Genomic DNA, 18082 nt, shown 5'->3' on the forward strand with positions numbered 1-18082 from the left:
CTTTTTTATTTTACTAGAAAAAACGCATGAAATGAACGATTTTTCGTTATTTCATGCGTTTTTTGTTAGAGACTTTTGTCACAGCCCCTTTTATATTTTTCATTAGTTTTTAACTATTTAAGGCTATTTTCTTTATTTCATGGTAAAAGTTGGTTATAATTAAGGTCAACATTAGTCAAAAGGGAATGATACCGATGGCTCAACATAATAATACCTCAGATTTAATTGAGGCTTATTTAAAGAAAATTCTTGAGAATAGTGAAATGATTGAAATTCGTCGCACCGAGATGGCGAATCTATTTAATTGCGTACCGTCACAGATTAATTATGTAATCAATACCCGTTTTACCATTCAACGAGGTTACGCGGTGGAGAGTAAGCGTGGTGGCGGTGGTTATATTCGGATTGCCAAAATAACGATTACTGATAAAAAGCACTTTTTAGAGCAAATTATGCAGTTAATTGGCAATGATTTATCTGAAAGAAATGCTGGTGCGATTATCAAGAAGTTATATGAAGAAAAAATTATTACCCGCCAAGAAGGAAATCTGATGTTTAGTGGGATTTCTAAAGCTGTTTTAGGGCAATTTGATTTAGAAAACTACTTACGGGCGCAAATCATGCGGGGATTTCTTGAACGCTTAAGTTATGAATAAAAGGAGTTGAAGCAGTATGGATGAGTTATTTACTGAACGGTTGCGAGTAGTTTTAAATATCGCACAAGAAGAAGCAAAACGTTTTAAACATCAATCAGTGGGTTCAGAACATTTGCTTTTAGCATTATTAATAGAACAAAACGGCATTGCCGGCAAAACTTTACGGCAAATGAAAGTTGAAATAGAAGATGTTAGTGAGGAAATTGAACATTTAACGGGTTATGGTATTGTGAAAAACTATCCTGAAGGTGTTTATTTACCTTATTCACCACGGGCAAAACAAATTTTTGCTTATGCCAGTGATGAAGCCAAACGCTTAGGAGCAGTCCAAATTGGAACAGAGCATATCTTATTAGGATTATTGCGAGATGATGATATTTTAGCTACTCGTATTTTACAAAATATTGGTTTAAGCTTACCTAAAATGCGTCAATTATTACGGAAGAAAATGGGCGTCGCGGATGTGCCTAACAGCAATTCAGCTCGTCGCCGACCTGCTCAACAATCTCGTCAACAAGCGACACCACAAGGTACGCCGACGTTAGAAGCTTTAGCGCGGGATTTAACGAAATTAGCTCGCGAAAATCGCCTTGACCCAGTTGTCGGTCGGGAAGAAGAAGTAAAACGTTTGATTCAAATTCTCAGTCGTCGAACTAAAAACAATCCTGTTTTGGTTGGTGAACCTGGGGTTGGGAAAACAGCGATTGCAGAAGGTTTGGCCCAACGAATTGTTAAAGGTGAAGTTCCTGCTGAAATGCAACAAAAACGTCTGATGATGTTAGATATGGGCTCTTTAGTTGCCGGTACGAAATATCGTGGCGAATTTGAAGACCGCATGAAAAAATTAATAGATGAAATTTATCAAGATGGCAACGTGATTCTTTTTATTGATGAATTGCATACCTTAATTGGAGCTGGTGGAGCTGAAGGAGCGATTGATGCTTCGAATATCTTAAAGCCTGCTTTAGCTCGTGGCGAGTTGCAAACAATCGGTGCAACTACCTTAGATGAATATCAAAAATATATTGAAAAAGATTCGGCTTTAGAGCGCCGTTTTGCTCGCGTACAAGTGGATGAACCTTCCGTGGATGAAGCAGAAGAAATTTTGCGTGGGTTGCGAGGTCGCTATGAAGAGCATCATGGCGTAGCGATTACTGATGAAGCCCTTCATGCTGCCGTGCAGTTGTCTGTTCGTTATATTAATTCCCGGCAGTTGCCAGATAAAGCGATTGATTTAATGGACGAGTCAGCGGCTAAAGTACGTTTAGATCAAGCGGACAAGCCTTCGGAATTAACCAAATTACAAGATGCTTTGTTAGTTACCGCCACCACGAAAGAATTGGCGATTCAACAACAAGATTTTGAAGAAGCAGCTCGTTTAAGAAAGCAAGAAAAGAAATTAACCGCAAAACTTGAAGCACTTTTAGCTAAAAAAGAAAAAGCCGCAACTGGCTATGCTAATAAAGTAACAGAAGAAGATGTCGCTGGTGTGGTTTCACAGTGGACCGGGATTCCGTTGCAACAGTTAGAGAAAAAAGAAAGCGAAAGACTTTTAGAATTAGAAAAAATCTTGCATCAACGAGTAGTTGGTCAAGACGAAGCCGTTCAAGCTGTCTCACGAGCGATTCGCCGCGCTCGCAGTGGTTTGAAAGATCCTGCGCGACCAATCGGTTCTTTTATGTTTTTAGGTCCAACTGGCGTCGGCAAAACGGAATTGGCGAAAGCTTTGGCTGAAGCCATGTTTGGTAGCGAAGAAGCCTTAGTACGGGTGGATATGTCTGAATATATGGAAAAATATAGTACCAGCCGTTTAATTGGTTCACCACCAGGCTATGTTGGTTATGATGAAGGCGGCCAGTTAACTGAAAAAATCCGCCAAAAACCTTATTCAGTCATTTTGTTAGATGAAGTTGAAAAAGCCCATCCAGATGTCTTTAATATTTTATTACAAGTGTTAGATGACGGCTATTTAACAGATGCCAAAGGGCGCAAAGTTGATTTCCGTAATACGATTTTAATTTTAACATCTAATATTGGCGCAACGGAAATTCGCGAAGAAAAAAATGTTGGTTTTAATGTGAAAGATTTAACGAAAGACCACGGGGCAATGCAAAAACGGATTTTGGAAGAATTGAAAAAAGCTTTCCGCCCAGAATTTTTAAACCGAATTGATGAAACGATTGTTTTCCGTTCATTAGTTGAAGATGAAATCCATGAAATTGTTAAAATTATGAGTCGCAGTATCGTTAATCGCTTGCAAGAGCAAGAAGTACAAGTGAAAATCACACCAGCTGCGATTGATGTGATTGCTAAAGTTGGCTTTGATCCTGAATATGGTGCCCGACCAATTCGTCGAGCATTGCAAAAAGAGGTGGAAGATCGCTTAAGTGAAGCTTTGCTTTCTGGGCAAATTCATTTAGGCGATAAAGTTACAATTGGCGCTAAAAAAGGAAAAATTACTTTAGCTGTCAAAGATGCTGTAACCAAACGAGTGCTACAAGAAGTTTAATAAAGAAAAATTAACAGAGGTTGTACGCTTAGGAAATCCTTATTAAAATTTCAGGGCTGTTGAGGCCGACAATTTTAATGAGTTGAACTAAGTGGCACCTCTGTTTTTTTAAGCAGATTTGTTGCGGAAGTTAGCGACTTAGCGGATAATTTAAAGTGAGATTTCAGCACTTCTATGATATGATAGTAGCGGTCTCTGTTGTTAAAACAGACAATAAGAAGTAAATTAACTTTTAATAATAAGGAGCATTTTTAATAGATGATTGAAATTCGTGCAACAGTTGAGTCTTTAGAGCAAGCCCAAGCGCTGTTAGCAGCGGGAGTGGATAGTTTATACTTTGGTGAAGATGTTTTTGGTTTGCGTTTGCCAGCAACTTTTTCTTATGAAGAAATTCAAACCTTAGTTGCTTTAACACATCAACAAGGTAAACAAGTAATTGTGGCCGTTAATGGCATTATGCATCCGGAAAAAATGCGTTTATTACCAGCTTATTTAGAATTTTTAAGCAGTATTCAGGTGGATCGGATTTTAGTCGGGGATCCTGGCGTAGTGCATTTACTTAGAGAAAATAATTGCGATTTACCATATATTTATGCTGGCGAAACCATGGTTACTAATTCTCGACAGTTTAATTTTTGGGGAAAACGTGGTGCGGTAGGGGGCGTTTTAGCGCGCGAAGTTCCTTTTGAAGAAATGGTGACTCTTGCGAAAAATTTAGAGATACCTGCTGAAGTTTTGGTTTACGGCGCAACTTGTATTCACCACTCTAAACGGCCTTTGTTAGAGAATTATTATCAATATAAACAGTTACTAGAAGCAAAAACGCGGGAGCGTAATTTATTCTTATCTGAGCCGAAAAAAGCTGAAACCCATTATTCCATTTATGAAGATAGTCATGGTACCCATATTTTTGCGGATAACGATGTGAATTTGTTGCCAGAGTTACCACAATTAGTGGCAAATCAATATCAAACGTGGAAATTGGAGGGGCTTTATACGCGTGGTGCGGCTTTTGTGACGATTGCCGAAGTTTTTGTGGCAGCCAAAGCGGCTTTAATAGCCGGCACTTGGTCGGAAGCCTTAGCCACTGAATTAAATAAAAAAATTCAACAGGCTCATCCGGTTGAACGGGGCTTAGATAGTGGCTTTTTCTACTTAGATCCTACCACCATTCGTTAAATTAGTTGTGAAATTTATTTGTATGAGAGGAACAAGCAATGACTGAAAAGAAAAAATTAAAGCGACCGGAAGTTTTAGCACCAGCCGGCACTTTAGAAAAATTAAAAACCGCCATTCATTATGGAGCTGATGCGGTTTATATTGGTGGGAACGCTTATGGTTTACGGAGTCGCGCCGGCAATTTTACTTATGAAGAAATGGCTGAAGGGGTGGCTTTTGCTAAAGCTCACAATGCCCAAGTTTATGTGGCTGCCAATATGGTAACCCACGAAGGCGATCAAGAAGGTGCGGGAGAATTTTTCCGAGAATTGCGAGATCTTGGTATTTCAGCGGTGATTATTTCTGATCCAACTTTAATTGAAATTTGTGCGGCTGAAGCACCAGGTTTACCGATTCATTTATCGACACAGGCTTCGGCGACTAATTATGAAACGCTAGAGTTTTGGAAAGCAGAAGGTTTGGAGCGAGTGGTTTTAGGCCGGGAAGTTTCTATGGCGGAAGTGGCGGAAATTCGCCAAAATACTTCTGTTGAGATTGAAGCTTTTATTCATGGGGCCATGTGTATTTCTTATTCTGGCCGCTGTACTTTATCAAACCATATGTCTTTACGAGATGCCAATCGTGGCGGCTGCTCTCAGTCTTGTCGCTGGAAATATGATTTATATGATATGCCTTTTGGGGAAGAACGTCGCTCTTTAACAGATGCGGGAGAAGTCAGTGAAGAATTTTCTATGAGTGCGGTGGATATGTCGATGATTGAACATATTCCTGATATGATTGAAAATGGTGTGGATAGCTTAAAAATTGAAGGTCGTATGAAGTCAATTCACTATGTTTCAACGGTATCCAATGTTTATAAAGCCGCTGTCGATAGCTATATGGCTGACCCTGAGAACTATGTTTGTAAGCAAGAGTGGATTGATGAATTATGGAAAGTTGCCCAACGCGAATTAGCAACGGGTTTTTATTACCATACCCCAACTGATAAAGAACAGCTTTTTGGTCCACGTCGTAAAATTCCCGTTTATAAATTTATCGGTGAAGTTTTGAGTTATAACGAAACTACTAAAATTGCGACGATTCGCCAACGAAATCATTTTTCTGTTGGCGATGAAATTGAATTTTATGGTCCAGGCTTCCACCACTTTCATCAAAGTGTAGTTGAAATGTGGAATGAGGACGGAGAAACTATTGATCGTGCGCCAAATCCTATGATGATTTTAACGATGCCAGTTCTTGAACCAGTTAAACCTGGCGATATGATTCGTAAGAAAACTTAAAGCATCAAGAAAAAGGTAACGTGTATTAATAGAAAAGGAGGTCAGGCTAATGGTAAAAAGCTATGATTATATCGTTTTAGGCGGCGGTAGTGGCGGCATTGCTTCTGCCAACCGCGCTGGCATGTATGGCAAAAAAGTTTTATTAATTGAAGGTAAAACTTTAGGTGGCACTTGTGTGAATGTCGGTTGTGTCCCTAAAAAAGTCATGTGGCAAGCAAGTTCAATGTTAGAGATGATTCAACGGGATAGCGAAAGTTATGGCATTAACGCTAAAGTTGAAAACATTGATTTTAAAGAACTAGTTATGCGTCGTGAAAAATATATTGATTTTCTCCATGGCGCTTATCAACGCGGTTTAGATAGCAACCAGGTGGAAGTGATTCAAGGGTACGGACGCTTCGTAGCTAAACAGACGATTGAAGTCAATGGCCAACAATATACTGCTCCTCATATTTTATTAGCAACTGGTGGTCGTCCTAGTCAGATGTCGATTCCTGGCGGTGAGTACGCAATTAATTCTGATGGTTTCTTTGCTTTGACAGCTTTACCTAAGCGCATGATTGTGTTAGGAGCCGGTTATATTGCGGCTGAACTAAGCGGTTTATTGCAAGGCTTAGGGGTTGAGGTTCATTGGGCTTATCGCAAAGAACGACCTTTGCGAACCTTTGAAGAGATGTTATCTGAAGAATTAGTAACGATTTATCAAGAGGCCGGCATGCACCTGTATCCTTTACATACCGCTGCTGAAATCAAAAAAAATCCAGCAACTGAAGAATATACGGTTATTTTTGAAAATGGTCATGAAATTACTGCTGATAAAGTTCTCTTTGCGGGTGGTCGCTTACCGAATACGAATCAATTAGCTCTTGAAAAAACGACAGTGACTTTAGATGGACGGGGTTTTGTTAAAGTCGATAAATTTCAAAATACGACGCAAGCTGGTATTTATGCGGTAGGAGATTTAATTGGCAAAGTTGACTTGACACCGGTAGCTATTGCAGCAGGGCGGAGATTATCGGAACGTTTATTTAATGGCAAAAAAGAAGAATATTTGGATTATGATTTAATTCCAACAGTGATATTTACGCATCCAGCAATTGCCACGATTGGCCTTTCAGAAAAAGCTGCGATTGCTAAATATGGCCAGGAGCAGATTAAAGTTTATCATTCAAAATTTACACCAATGTATTTTGCGTTAGGGGACTATCGTCAAAAAGCAGCCATGAAGCTAGTATGCGTGGGACCGGAAGAAAAAATTGTCGGTCTTCATGGCATTGGTGTAGGGGTGGAGGAAATGTTGCAAGGTTTTGCCGTGGCAATTAAAATGGGGGCCACTAAAAAAGATTTTGACAATACCGTAGCTATTCATCCCACAGGTTCCGAAGAATTTGTCACAATGCGTTAAAAAAATAGGATTGCTAGAAAAAATGTAGCTGTAAGCTTCCTTTTTCTAGCAATTTCTAGTTTATTTAGAGAAATTGTATTCAAGTTGAAAGCGTGTTATGATACAAAGATAAAAAAGTTTATGGGGGTATGTGACAAATGGAGCAGAAACAAATTCATCCAGTCGATGAAAAATTACCATTAGGAAAAAATTTGATTTTAGCGTTTCAACATTTATTTATTGCAATTTTAGCAGGGATTCCTGTTCCGCTAGTAATTGGAGCGGTGGTCGGTTTAACGGAGCAAGAAATTGCTTATTTTATTAGTTCAATGATTTTTACGGCAGCGATTTGTACTTTATTAGCAACCGTGGGCTTGATTAAAAATTTAAGTCCGCAAATTCCTACGATGGTGGGGATTACTTTTGGAGCCGCCAGCGTGATTGCTAGCACTTTAAATAGTGCCGCTACGCATGCGGAAGGTTTCCGGATTATGGCAGGCAGTATGCTGATTTCAGGGCTGTTTTGTTTCTTAGTAGCACCCCTATGGTCGAAGCTGGATAAATTATTTCCGCCAGTGGTTATTGGCACCAATTTATTAATTTTAAGTATTTCATTAGTGCCCAATGCTTTTGGTTGGATTATGTCAAGCAGCTCAACTGGCAAAGCTGATAAACCCGCTTTTTTCTTAGCACTATTTGTTTTTTTACTTAATATTGTTTTTAGCAAATATTTGAAGGGCTTTTTAGGTACCTTAAATGTCTTGTTTTGTTTAATTATCGGTACTTTAGTGGCGATTCCGCTAGGGATGATTGATTTTACGGCGGTTAAGGAAGCCGCTTGGTTTGGTGTCGTGCTACCTTTCCACTATGGGTTACCGAAGGTGGGGAGTTTTTCGACTACGCTCTCTTTTCTAATTGTCATGATTTTAGGGATGGTAGAAATTTCAGGTACGGTGATGGGGATTCATAGCATTGTCGGCAAAGAAATGAATAAAAAACAATTAACGCGGACCTTGCAAACGATTGGTTTAGGGACGATGTTTTCTGCTAGTTTTAACTCAGGGCAGCCTGTGACTTACATTCAAAATGTGGGCTTGTTAGATTTAACGCGGGTTCACAGTCGCTTTGTAACGGCGACTGCTGGGGTGATGATGTTAGGCTTAAGCTTCTTTCCAAAATTTGCAGCTTTTGTCAGCGTGATTCCGCAACCGGTTTTAGGTGGAATTGGCATTCCGCTGTTCGGTGTTATTCTTGCTAGTGGCGTGAATTTACTGAAAAATGTTAAACTTGATGAAAATAATAATATGTTAGTTTTCGGTTTAAGTGTAGCAGTTGCCATGATTCCCGCTTCATTTCCAGAGTTTTACGGCAATTTTCCGCAGATTGTTCAAGATGTTTTCGGTAATGGTTTATTAGCGGGTTCAGTTACGGCTATTTCTTTGAATCTATTTTTTAACTTTAAACAAATTATTGGTAGAGAAAAATAAATAGTAAATAAAATAGCTAAATCTGATTGCAACTGCATAGGTTTAGCTATTTTTTAGGCTAAATGCGTCATGATTTGAGTTTTATACTGCAAAAATTCTTCAGACAATAAGAAATCAGCCTGTTTTTTATGCTGGGGATTTAAGTGAATGGTTTCAAAAGTCACTTGTCCTTGATTTTTCAAAATATAAATCCAGTCAGAAAGTTTCAGGGCCTCGTCAATATCATGCGTGATAAAAATCGTGGTTAACTTTAATTTATCATGGGCCTGTAAATACCAGTCGTGGACTTCGCTTTTAGTAAAAGGGTCTAAGGCACTAAAAGGTTCATCTAATAAAATTAAATTGGCGGAAAATAAATAAGTTCGCAATAAAGCCACTCTTTGCCGCATACCACCAGATAATTCTTTAGGAAAGCAGCCCGCTAAATCAGCTAAACCGAAATCTTTTAATAAAGCCGTCGCTTTTTGTTGGGCGATTTTTTTAGGCTCACCTTTTAAACGTAAAGGCAAAGCGACGTTTTCGGCGACTGTTTTAAAAGGTAAAAGCAGGTCTTTTTGCAACATATAAGAAATTTTCCCCGGGATGTTCAGGATAGAAATACCATCTAATAAGACCTCGCCTTGTGTCGGATTTAATAAACCGGCAATAATATTAAAAAGCGTCGACTTGCCAACCCCGCTAGGACCGATAATACTAATAATTTCGTTAGTGGCGACTTGAAAATTTATATCATTTAAAACCGTTTTACCAGCAAATTCTTTAGTGATATTTTTAACAACTAATTTTGACATGGTGATTACTCCGGTAAATATTCATTAGTGAAACCAGTATTTTCGGGAATTTTATTTTCAATAATTTCTTTTTCCCCTAGCCAGTTATAGAAATCATTCCAACGTTTTGCTTCAATATAACCCCAAGAACCATCAGCTAATAAATATTGATCAGCTAACCAAGCTTGGCTTTTGCTTACGAGTTCGGCATCTAATTCAGGTACAGCTTCCACTAAAATCTCAGCCGCTTTAGCCGGCGATGTAGCAGCGAACTGATAACCTTTAGCGGTGGCAGCTAGGAATTTTTTCGCCAAGTCAGGCTTTTCGGCTAATAATTGATCATTGCCGATAATCACTGGTGTGTAATAATCAAAAACGGGATTGATGTCTTTGAAATAAAAATAGTCAATCGGCACATCTTCGATTTCCGCCGTGATGCCACCCCAACCATAAAAGACCCAAATGGCATCGGCTTGTTTTTCTTTTAAAGCCATAGGTTCGTCAACAATATTATTAGGAATTAAATTAACTTTGGCGAAATCACCATTGTCAGCTACCATGACTTCGGCAATCATTGCTTGTTCAACTGGGGAATCCCAAGTAGCGTAAGTTTTATTTTCTAAACCCTTTGGCGTATCAATGCCGTCGCCTTTGCGGGACATAATGCCAGATGTGTTGTGTTGTAAAACGGCGGCTACGGCTGTAACGGGCATCGGTTCTTTAGAAGCGTAATTGGCAGCTAAGGAATCGTGAGCAGAAATCCCAAAAGCCGCTTTACCGCTGGCAACTAAAGTGGTGGCACTTTCTTCAGAAGGTTGAATAATTTCCACCTCTAAACCAGCCTCTTCGTAATAACCTTGCTGCTGCGCAACATAAAGTCCCGTATGATTAGTGTTGGGGGTCCAATCTAAAACAAAAATAATTTTCTCTAGCTTTTTTTCGTCGCTCGTTTTTTCAGCCGGCTTGCAGCCAACCAAAAATAAACTACACCCTAATAATAATAAAACAATTTTTAAAGTCTTTTTCATTTTAAACCTCCAAGTTTCTTTTCTTCTTTCCATGGCATCATGATTTTTTCTAAAAAATTAATTGCTGTTACTAACAGTAAGCTGATAATTGAAATTAAAAAAATCACAGCGAACATTTTGTCAAAGGCATATGATTTGCGAACGCGGGTCATATAAACCCCTAAGCCCTCAAAGCCTCCTAACCATTCGGAAACCACTGCTCCCACCACCGCATAAGTGGCGGCAATTTTTAAAGCAGCGAAAAAATCGTTTAAACTAGCCGGCAGTTTTAAAAACCACAGCATTTGTAAAGGATTGGCTCCCATGGAAGTTAACAATTTTATTTCATCAGGATCCACTGAGCGAAAGCCTTTGAGCATCGACACCGTAACTGGAAAGAAAATCGTAATTACGATTAAAACGATTTTGGGCGTCATCCCGAAACCAAACCAAACGGTTAATAACGGCGCAATCGCCACGGTTGGCACCGTTTGCGTTAAAACTAATAAGGGATGGAGGGCTTTTTCAAGGATTGGAAAACGATCCATTAAAATAGCTGAGAGCACGCCAGCCAATACGCCGATTACTAACCCCAGTAAAGCTTCCAACAAAGTAACTTTTGAATGAAACATCAACAAGGAGAAATCCGCGATAAAAGCTTGCACCACCTGAAGAGGCGCCGGCAACATAAAAGCGGGAATCAGCTGCCAACTGCTGGCTGCCTGCCATAATAATAAAAGGAAAGCAATCGTCAATAAAGCTGGAAAATTAATGTTGATGTTTTTTCTTTTTTTCTTCAATACTCAACACATCCCCTTCAGGATTATAAGCAATCTTCACGTAAGCAGAAACTTGCGGAGCACCAGCTTTAACGGCAATCAATTGACAATTTTTGACGATTTCCATCAACTGATTATAATCTCCTTCAATCGTTGTTTCAAAAGCGCCTACTTGATAAGATAAGCCAGTGCTTTGAATGTAGGCGATGACTTCATCGACAATCCGAACGACTTCTTTAGTTTCTTGAACTTTTGGTAATACTTGAATTGCAATACTTGCTTCCATCATTTTTTCCTCTTTTCTTTTTTTATAAAAATAAAAAGACATCTTCCCTGAAAACAGAGAAAATGCCTTAAAAGCCAAAATTATTTTTTAGGACATGCTCCCTACGCTGGTGTTAACCAATCAGGTTCAAAGGGTCAGGTTTTACCTTCTCAACGTCTACACGTCCCCCCGCAATAAAGTATTCAATTATGTAGTAGTCTACTTGGTTACCGATTATAGCCTTTAATTTTCTGTGCGTCAATCGAAAAGTTCAAAAAAATTTAAGCGCTTTTTTGTTTTTTTGAGAAAAGCGTTTGGCAATCTCCTTGTAATCCGTTATTATAAAAGAGAAGTGGTCTTGTTGAGGAATGACGGTTTTTGTAGATAAAAATTTTATTTGAAAATGAATGAAGAATAGGAGTAAAAGAGATGAATCCAACGATTGAGGCGGTTAAGAAAAATCTTGATTTAACCCAAAATAAGCCGTTAAAGATTTTAGTCTATGAAGCTTTTCGTAAAACGATTATTTTAGGAGATATTCCTGCGGGTGAACGGATTAATGAAAAGGAATTTTCGGAAATGTTAAATATTAGCCGGACACCGATTCGTTATGCTTTACAAGCTTTAGTGGATGAAAAACTAGTGGAATATGTGCCACGTATTGGCAATGTCGTAAAAGGAATTAGCGTAAAAGATGCCTATGAAATTTATGATATTCGTAAATCCTTGGATACTTTAGCGACGATTCGCGCGATGCAATTAATGACGGAAGAAGATTTTCAAGAGTTACATGATTTAATCACTTATGGAGAACAGCTAAATCATGAAAATAAAATCGAAGAAGTCTTGCAAAATTTCTCTGATTTCAATTCTTTTATTTACGAAAAAAGCCAGATGCTACGTTTAAAGACGATTGTTACGGAACTGCATGCTTATTTAGTGTATTTTCGCGATATAGCCATTCGTTCTTCTCAGCGATGCGCAGAAGCCTTAGAGGAACATTGGTTGATTTATCGGGGAATGAAAACGAATGATGTGGAACAGATTACTTTAATCACTCACGAGCATTTGGATCGCTCTTTACAATTTATCTTGAAGGAAATGGAGCGTCGTCAAATTGACTAATTGGAGTGTAACAGAAATTGCCGGTTTTGCTGAAAGTGCTTTGTTGTATGAGGTAGCATTAACACCTAAACCAGGTTTAGTAGACCGTAGTAATAATGGGGCCCATCAAGATATGAATTTCTTTACTTTTATGGACAGCATTGTAGCTTTAGCGCCTTTTTTTCAACAATATTTACAAGCTGGGCTAACTCATCGAGGTTCGTTGCCAGCACTTTTTGAAGAGTTACGGATTTTAGGGGTTCCCGCTGAAAAAGCCATGTTAAAGGCGACCGCAGGTGTTAACACCCATAAAGGTGCCAATTTTTCTTTGGCGGTGTTATTAGGCGCAACCGGTTTTTATTTACAAGAAGACACACTACCTTTTACTGCTGAGGATACAGGGGCAGTTTTGAAAATCGCCAGTCAAATGACAGCAGAATTAGTGGAAAAGGACTTTGCTAATTTGTTGAATAAAAAACAGTTAACTTATGGAGAAAAGCTTTATTTAGAGCAAGGCTTAACCGGAATTCGTGGAGAAGCTGCTGCGGGATATCCAGTCTTGACGCAATTGATGTTGCCCTATTTACGCGTGTTAAATCAGGAGTCTGCTGATTTAGAAGAAAATTTATTACGCTGTTTGATTTTATTAATGAGCGAGGTAGAGGACGGCAATCTCCTTCATCGTGGCGGTTTTGAAGCGTGGCAACAAGTCAAAACCGAAAGCAAAAAAATTCACCAAGCACAACTCACTAAAGAGCAATTGCTTGATGAATTAGCAGCTTATGATCAAATTTTAATTAAACGCCATTTAAGTCCTGGTGGTGCCGCGGATTTACTAGCTTTAGGCATTTATTTCGCTAAATTAGAAGGCTTATTTTAAATAGAATTATTCACCTGTCGGGATAAAAGTATAGCCAATTCCCCAGACGGTTTTTAAGTAGCGGACATTTTTAGGGTCGTCTTCAATTTTATTACGAAGATGATTGATAAAAACCATAATCGTGTTGGCGTCAATTTCGCCACCATCCCAAACGCTACTGTAAATTTGTTCTTTAGAAAAAACTTGATTGGGATTTTCCATGAAAAACTGCATCAATTGCGTTTCTTTAGAAGAGAGTTTAATTAGTTCATCACTTTTAAATAGTTGATAACGATTTTTATCAAAACGAAAATCACCAGCGGACAGTTCGTTAGATTTTGGCTGAATCGTTTGATTTTTAATAGTTTGCCCACGATCTAAAGTGGCGATGACTTGGGCTTTTAACAAAGCTGGTGAAAAAGGTTTGGTGATATAATAATCAGCACCAGTTTGTAGACCAGTAATAATATCGTTTTCACTTTTTTTACCACTAATAAAAATAATTGGGACAATCGGATTTTGTTCGCGAATCAGGTGGGCAAGATGATAACCATCATTTTCATATTCCAAACTGATATCTAATAGAAATAAATCAAAATCCATTCGTGAGGTAATATCCAAAGTTTTTTCGATAGAATCACTTTGATAGATTAAGACTCCCGTTGATTGTAGGGATTTCCAAATCAAACGACGGATTGCTGGATCGTCATCAACAACTAAGATTTTATCATTCCGCAAAGATTGTTCCTCCAAGTTCATTTACTAGATAAATTACTTTATCTGTAAGATTAGTTAGTTTCATTATAACGAGAAAGAGGCCAGAAATGAATAGTAAACCTTCAAATAAATGGTTAAATATCGGCTTATTTTTTATTTCTATTTTAACCGGAATGGGAATTTTATTTACAGCAGTCAGTTATTTAGACGCAAAAGATCATGCTCTGAAGATGGGGGAAAGTCAGTTAGCCAAAATAAATGATTATGCCACTAAAGTTTTAGGATTAGAAATTCAAAGTTTTAACAGTTTTTTGGAAGATTACACTTCTGAAGTTGTTAAAGTAGTCCGACCCTTAAATCTAGATAAAAAAGTTTATTTACAGCAATTTTTTGCAAAGAAAAAAGGGATTGCTGAAGGGGTTTATCTATTAGCTCCCAATGGTGATTTAGTTTCAGGTTATCAATATGCGGACAAAGAATTGCAGACTATCAATGCTTTACCTACCATACTACAAGAAGATACTTATTATCAACAAGGTATTAAGGGCGAAGTTAGAGGGAACGGTTCAGAATATTTTCTTGAGGGGGATACTTATCTTAATATTTATTGTCCTTTAACCGCAGAAACTGGTGAGTTGTTGGGCGTTTTAGTGATGCCGATAAATTTAGAAACTTTATATTTAGAAGAAATTCGCCAGCGGGATGATGAGTTAAATGGTTATACAATGGTTAAAAATCAAGAAATGAAAATTATCATTCATCCAGCGCGAGAACAAATTGGGTTGACGATTGTTGCTGACCGAAAAGAACGCTTTCCAAATTTGGATTTTTCTGATTTAGAGCGTTTGGAAACAGAACAACTAGCTAATGATCGAGGGACTATCAGTTATTTTTCTTATTGGTGGACGCAAAAAAATCCGCAAAAGGTTCAAAAATTAACCGCCTATCAATGGATTGAAATTGGTCATGCTCGCTGGGTGGTAGCCAGTAACTACGATTTTAATGAACGTAATGGCAATTTATTGCAAGAAAACCTAATTATTATGGGATTATTTGCGATTTTATTAGCGATTCTCTTTTTGATTGTCTTTAACTTACGAAATTATAATCGTCGTTATCAAACATATTTAGAAAACCGACGGTTACAAGAAGCTCGTCAAATAGAGTTGGAACGTTATACAATTGAAAAAAGCTTGCTACAAGAGTCTAAGCTGGAAACAGTAGGTTTATTAACTACCACGATTGTTCATGATATGAATAACTTTTTAACGCCGCTAATTGGCAATGTACAATTATTAATGGAAGAGCGGGCGGATGATGCTGAATTAGTAGCTGAGTTAAAAGAAATTTACGATTCAGCGAAAAAAGGCCAACGTCTTTCTACCAATGTTTTACGCTTCTCCAAGGTCAATGCAGGTGAAAAAGATGATTTAGATATTACCGATGTAGTAGAAGATGCTATCAATACGATGGAAATTTTAGCACCGAAAACCGTTCATTTACAATTTGCTTATAAGCGAGTAGGGAAAGCCTATTTTGAAAAAGACGATCTGCAAGTTTTGCTTTATAACTTATTGACAAATGCTTATCAATCTACTGATAAAAAGGCTGAAATTTTAGTTTCCGTTAGTAAAGCGGATCAAAAAATGCAAAAACAATATCAAGAACATTCTTACGTTTATAGCAAAAAAGAGTTTGCCATGATTCAAGTCAAAGATAATGGTCCAGGGATTCCAAAAGAGATTGAAGATAAAATTTTCACACCCTTTTTCACTACTAAAACAACTGATGGTGGCACCGGATTAGGATTATTTATCGTGGTTTCTTTGATTAAGAAAAATGATTGGCTTTTAGATTTAGAAAGCTCTGACAAAGGCACCACTTTTACAATTGGGATTCCTTTGAGTGAAGAAAGTTAGCTCTTTGATAATATAAAAATATCCCCAAAGCTTCTGCTGAGTTTTGGGGATATTAAAAAACGCAGAGCCAGCTGAGCTCCGCGTTTTTTGAGGTAAATAATATATAGGTGGATGATAATTTTAAGTTTTTATTGAGGAATATATAGTGGCATATGGCCAAGTAATACAATTGTGATTACAAAGATAGCGAAAATACCTAGTGCGTATTTTGCAGATTCTTTTTGCCATTGACCCATATCTAAACCAGTTAAGCGTAGCAACAAGTAGATAAACGCTACTAATGGACTTAATAAGTGGAATGCTTGCCCCATTAGAGAAGCTAGCGCCATTTGCATATTAGTAAAGCCATAAGAAGCACCTGCTTCAGATAAGACTGGTAATACCCCAAAGTAAAAGGCATCATTTGATAAGAAGAAAGTACCTGGTGCAGAGATTAAAGCAATTACAACGCCCCAGAAACCAGCTAATTGTTTAGGAATGATTGAAGCAAAACTGTTAGCTAAAGCAGTTGCCATACCTGAACCTTGGAACAGACCCATAAATACGCCAGCTGCGAAAACTAAGATAACTACTTGAACAGCATCACCAGCATTATCACCAATACGTTTTGATTGGTCTTTTAATTTTGGATAGTTGACCATTAAAGCAATACAAGTACCTACCAAGAATAATAGTAATGGTGGTACTGAAACCCATTCAGGTAAACCAAGTTGCTCAACGAATGAACTAAGAACCAACCAAGCAATTAAACCAATTGTCATAATTGCGTTGAAAATAAAGTTTTGAGGGCGACGAATTTCTAAAGTTTCAGGATCAGTAACAGTAGTCATTTCTTCGATTTCAGCATCAGATAATTCAGTAACGCCTAAACGAGCACGTTCTTGTTTACCCATGCGACGAGCGACGAAGAAGATTACATAAAGGACAGAAAGAATCATCCCAGGTAATAAGTAGCTTAAGATATCAGCGTCAACTTCTAAAACGGCCATTGCTCGCGCTGTTGGGCCACCCCAAGGTAATAGATTCATGATTGTGTTTTGTAGAATAACCAAAACACCTAAGTTCATCAGTTTCATATTTAACTTTTTGTAAATTGGAATAAAAGCAGAACAACAAATTAAAGTAGTTGTAGTTCCATCACCATTGAAAGATACTGCCGCTGCAACAACTGCAGTTGCCATTAAAACTTTCATAGGATCGCCTTTAGCGAAGTGAATCATTGTTTTTGTAACTGGATCAAATAGACCTGCATCTAACATAATTGAGAAATACAAGATTGCGAATAATAGCATAATCCCAGTTTTTGAAGTCGTTGCTACGCCATCCAGTACAAAATCACCGATATTTCCTTTTTCAGAAACGCCAGCAATCATTGCAATCAGTGTGAAAACTAATGGTGTAACCACTAATGATGTGAATGGTGACATTACTTTCTTCATGATTAAAACCATGAAGACAATAATCATTGCATAAGATAAAATTGTAAGAGCCATGTGTTTACTTCCTTTCTTTTTTTGAACTTTTTAGAAAGCGGTGTCAACAAGTTTAAATAAAAAAGCGTGATGCTATAAAATAATAATTTCACAATTTCTATTAATTAAAGCTTGTTGTTGCGCTTTACACCCAAAGGATAACAAAAGACTGAGAAAAAAGAAGCGCAAACAACTCAAAAGAACACTAAAAAAACAATTGTTAAATCGGTTTCTTATTTAAATCTTAAATAAATATTAATAAAATCTTAACGTCCGGGAAACGTTGATTTAATAGGTTTCACAGGCAGAAATGCCGTTTTTTCAAAATTTAAAACAGTAAAAAAACAATTTGTAAGGGCAAATCAGCTATCACTTTTTTTGAGAGAACTTATAATGAAAATGAATGAAGTAGTCTTTACCTGACATTCTTGCTAGGGAAGGAAATTTGATTTACTTTTACTCATTGATTAATGAAAAGAAAGGAGTAGAAAAATGGGATTGTTAAGTCGTTTGTTTAAAAAAGAACAAAATCAGCAAGAACCCCCAAAGATTCAAGAAAATCCCCCAGAAATAACTACAGAATGGCAAGAGCTACCTGCATTTATTGAAACGGATCCAGCGGAATATGAGCTGGTAAGTGTGCTGGCTACGGCAATCGCTGCTGGGGATCATCCAGAAAGTGAATTTGTTGTTAA

General features: G+C 37.8%; 15 protein-coding genes, 1 pseudogene and 1 riboswitch. Of the genes and pseudogenes, 10 read left to right on the forward strand and 6 right to left on the reverse strand.

Features of this window, described 5'->3' with window-relative positions; genetic code table 11:
- Positions 1-185: 185 nt before the first annotated feature.
- From M2139_RS12750 to M2139_RS12775, 6 genes are all read left to right on the forward strand, one after another.
- Positions 186-656 carry a CtsR family transcriptional regulator gene (locus tag M2139_RS12750; RefSeq protein WP_280739248.1) on the forward strand — a complete coding sequence of 157 codons (471 nt, stop codon included), beginning with the start codon at positions 186-188 and terminating at the stop codon, positions 654-656.
- Between the two features lie 16 nt (positions 657-672).
- Complete coding sequence (locus tag M2139_RS12755; protein ID WP_280739249.1) at positions 673-3165, forward strand: ATP-dependent Clp protease ATP-binding subunit; 2493 nt, start codon at positions 673-675, stop codon at positions 3163-3165.
- Between the two features lie 258 nt (positions 3166-3423).
- On the forward strand, positions 3424-4344 hold the full coding sequence (locus M2139_RS12760) for a peptidase U32 family protein (protein WP_280739250.1): 921 nt from the start codon (positions 3424-3426) through the stop codon (positions 4342-4344).
- A 38-nt stretch (positions 4345-4382) separates the two neighbouring features.
- Positions 4383-5624, forward strand: a complete 1242-nt coding sequence (locus M2139_RS12765; protein ID WP_280739251.1) for a U32 family peptidase — start codon at positions 4383-4385, stop codon at positions 5622-5624.
- A gap of 49 nt (positions 5625-5673) precedes the next feature.
- Positions 5674-7029 (forward strand): glutathione-disulfide reductase, encoded by a 1356-nt coding sequence (gene gor / locus M2139_RS12770; protein ID WP_280739252.1) that lies wholly within the window; start codon positions 5674-5676, stop codon positions 7027-7029.
- Between the two features lie 137 nt (positions 7030-7166).
- Entirely contained in the window at positions 7167-8495 is a 1329-nt protein-coding gene (locus tag M2139_RS12775; protein WP_280739253.1) for a solute carrier family 23 protein, read from the forward strand.
- Between the two features lie 53 nt (positions 8496-8548).
- Here the strand turns inward: M2139_RS12775 and M2139_RS12780 are convergent, their stop codons facing one another.
- Genes M2139_RS12780 through M2139_RS12795 form a run of 4 tightly spaced genes read right to left on the reverse strand, consistent with a single transcriptional unit; the run spans position 8549 to position 11337 of the window.
- Positions 8549-9286, reverse strand: coding sequence for an ABC transporter ATP-binding protein (locus tag M2139_RS12780; protein WP_280739254.1), 738 nt, complete (start codon positions 9284-9286; stop codon positions 8549-8551).
- A 5-nt stretch (positions 9287-9291) separates the two neighbouring features.
- Positions 9292-10293, reverse strand: a complete 1002-nt coding sequence (locus M2139_RS12785; protein ID WP_280739255.1) for an ABC transporter substrate-binding protein — start codon at positions 10291-10293, stop codon at positions 9292-9294.
- A complete protein-coding gene (locus M2139_RS12790; protein ID WP_280739256.1) occupies positions 10290-11072 on the reverse strand; it encodes an ABC transporter permease in 783 nt (260 codons plus the stop codon). Before M2139_RS12790 ends, M2139_RS12785 begins: the two co-directional genes overlap by 4 nt.
- Positions 11041-11337: a thiamine-binding protein gene (locus M2139_RS12795; RefSeq protein WP_280739262.1), complete on the reverse strand. Its 297-nt coding sequence runs from the start codon at positions 11335-11337 to the stop codon at positions 11041-11043. Before M2139_RS12795 ends, M2139_RS12790 begins: the two co-directional genes overlap by 32 nt.
- A gap of 81 nt (positions 11338-11418) precedes the next feature.
- Positions 11419-11517: riboswitch (TPP riboswitch) on the reverse strand.
- Positions 11518-11745: 228 nt separating this feature from the next.
- Between M2139_RS12795 and M2139_RS12800 the strand changes: the two genes are divergently transcribed.
- Positions 11746-12441 carry a GntR family transcriptional regulator gene (locus tag M2139_RS12800; RefSeq protein ID WP_280739257.1) on the forward strand — a complete coding sequence of 232 codons (696 nt, stop codon included), beginning with the start codon at positions 11746-11748 and terminating at the stop codon, positions 12439-12441.
- Positions 12434-13300 (forward strand): triphosphoribosyl-dephospho-CoA synthase CitG, encoded by an 867-nt coding sequence (gene citG, locus M2139_RS12805; protein WP_280739258.1) that lies wholly within the window; start codon positions 12434-12436, stop codon positions 13298-13300. Before M2139_RS12800 ends, citG begins: the two co-directional genes overlap by 8 nt.
- A 6-nt stretch (positions 13301-13306) precedes the next feature.
- Here citG and M2139_RS12810 read toward each other — a convergent pair whose 3' ends face one another.
- Complete coding sequence (locus tag M2139_RS12810; protein WP_280739259.1) at positions 13307-14017, reverse strand: response regulator transcription factor; 711 nt, start codon at positions 14015-14017, stop codon at positions 13307-13309.
- A gap of 86 nt (positions 14018-14103) precedes the next feature.
- On the opposite strand from M2139_RS12810, the gene M2139_RS12815 reads away from it, so the two are divergent.
- The gene (locus tag M2139_RS12815) at positions 14104-15915 is read left to right on the forward strand and encodes an ATP-binding protein (RefSeq protein WP_280739260.1); all 1812 of its coding nucleotides are present in this window, start codon (positions 14104-14106) and stop codon (positions 15913-15915) included.
- 128 nt (positions 15916-16043) lie between these two features.
- Here the strand turns inward: M2139_RS12815 and M2139_RS12820 are convergent, their stop codons facing one another.
- Entirely contained in the window at positions 16044-17408 is a 1365-nt protein-coding gene (locus tag M2139_RS12820) for a citrate:proton symporter (RefSeq protein ID WP_280739261.1), read from the reverse strand.
- A 471-nt stretch (positions 17409-17879) separates the two neighbouring features.
- On the opposite strand from M2139_RS12820, the pseudogene M2139_RS12825 reads away from it, so the two are divergent.
- A pseudogene (locus M2139_RS12825) lies at positions 17880-18082 on the forward strand (hypothetical protein); the annotation flags it as partial.

The sequence above is a fragment of the Enterococcus sp. PF1-24 genome (genome assembly GCF_029893325.1).
Classification (GTDB): domain Bacteria; phylum Bacillota; class Bacilli; order Lactobacillales; family Enterococcaceae; genus HY326.